Source organism: Rothia endophytica, from assembly GCF_928381505.1.
Lineage (GTDB): Bacteria > Actinomycetota > Actinomycetes > Actinomycetales > Micrococcaceae > Rothia > Rothia endophytica_A.
In genome coordinates, this window is sequence record NZ_CAKMSJ010000025.1 from 1 (window position 1) to 1,971 (window position 1,971).

General features: G+C 50.6%; 1 rRNA gene. It reads right to left on the reverse strand.

Going from position 1 to position 1,971, the window contains the following annotated elements:
* Window positions 1–1,735: ribosomal RNA gene (locus L6990_RS11765) — 23S ribosomal RNA — on the reverse strand; the annotation flags it as partial.
* Window positions 1,736–1,971: the final 236 nt, after the last annotated feature.

Sequence of the window (1,971 nt, forward strand, 5' to 3'; positions counted from 1 at the left end):
AAAAAAGGGGTCCCATCACGTCTCAGGCCAACACCGGCGCATTTAACAACCGGATACCCTACACGCTTAGACCACGACAACCATCGCGTGGCTTGGCTACCTTCCTGCGTCACACCTGTTAATACGTTTACCTCAAAAAATCGGGTCCTGCAGTCCACCACAAGCTCCCCAACACCAAAAAGGCACTGGGGTTACCAACGGCTTCTCACAGTTAGCATCAAAAAATCAGTATGGGCGGTTTTTTACCGGTACGGGAATATCAACCCGTTATCCATCGACTACGCCTGTCGGCCTCGCCTTAGGCCCCGACTAACCCAGGGCAGATTAGCTTGACCCTGGAACCCTTGATCATCCGGCGCACGGGTTTCTCACCCGTGATTCGCTACTCATGCCTGCATTCTCACTCGCATACCCTCCACCACTGGTTCACACCGCAGCTTCACTGGATACACGACGCTCCCCTACCCAACATAACAAACGTTACATTGCCATAACTTCGGTGGTGTACTTGAGCCCCGCTACATTATCGGCGCAGAATCACTTGACCAGTGAGCTATTACGCACTCTTTCAAGGGTGGCTGCTTCTAAGCCAACCTCCTGGTTGTCTCAGCAACTCCACATCCTTTCCCACTTAGTACACGCTTTGGGACCTTAGTTGATGGTCTGGGCTGTTTCCCTCTCGACAATGAAGCTTATCCCCCACTGTCTCACTGCTACGCTCTGACTTACCGGCATTCGGAGTTTAGCTGACGTCAGTAACCCTGTGGGGCCCATCGGCCATCCAGTAGCTCTACCTCCGGCAAGAAACACGTAACGCTGCACCTAAATGCATTTCGGGGAGAACCAGCTATCACAGAGTTTGATTGGCCTTTCACCCCTATCCACAGCTCATCCCCCCAGTTTTCAACCTAGGTGGGTTCGGTCCTCCACGACGTCTTACCGTCGCTTCAACCTGGCCATGGATAGATCACTCCGCTTCGGGTCTAGATCCTGCCACTCAAACGCCCTCTTCAGACTCGCTTTCGCTACGGCTTCCCCACACGGGTTAACCTCGCGACAGAACACTAACTCGCAGGCTCATTCTTCAAAAGGCACGCTGTCACCCCAAAAGGCTCCAACGGCTTGTAAGCACACGGTTTCAGGTACTATTTCACTCCCCTCCCGGGGTACTTTTCACCATTCCCTCACGGTACTGATTCACTATCGGTCACTAGAAAGTATTTAGACTTACCAGGTGGTCCTGGCAGATTCACACGAGATTCCACGAGCCCCGTGCTACTCGGGTGGCCAACAAGCGGTCAAACACATTTCGGTTACAGGACTCTCACCTTCTCCGGCAGCCCATCCCAAGGCCTTCACCTACATGCTTGAACATCACTTCGACAGTCGATTGAAACTGCCACGCTAACTCCCACAACCCCCATGATGCAACCCTCAACCGGTATCACACACCACAGGTTTAGTCTCTTCCGCTTTCGCTCGCCACTACTCACAGAATCATATTTTATTTTCTCTTCCTGAGGGTACTGAGATGTTTCACTTCCCCCCGTTCCCTCCAACCAGCCTATACATTCAGCTGGTGGTAACAAACCATGATGGCTTGCTGGGTTTCCCCATTCGGAAATCCTCGAATCACAGTCCTGTTATCGACTCCTCGAGGCTTATCGCAGATTCACACGTCCTTCATCGGCTTCTAGTGCCAAGGCATCCACCGTGTGCTCTTATTAACTTACACACAGAAATATTTCAAGATGTCATTTACTTGACTAACTAAGTTACAAATCAAAAGAATCAAAGAAAATACTAGAAACAACACCCAAAAGATGTTGAATTAGGATCATTTCTTCAATCTTTAGAAGATGCTCGCGTCCACTATACAGTTTTCAAACAACAACCCACCCACACCAGCAGCAAAACCATCACAGTCTCACCCACCAATGCGCCAGGCATACCATCGAGACCAACAAGAAA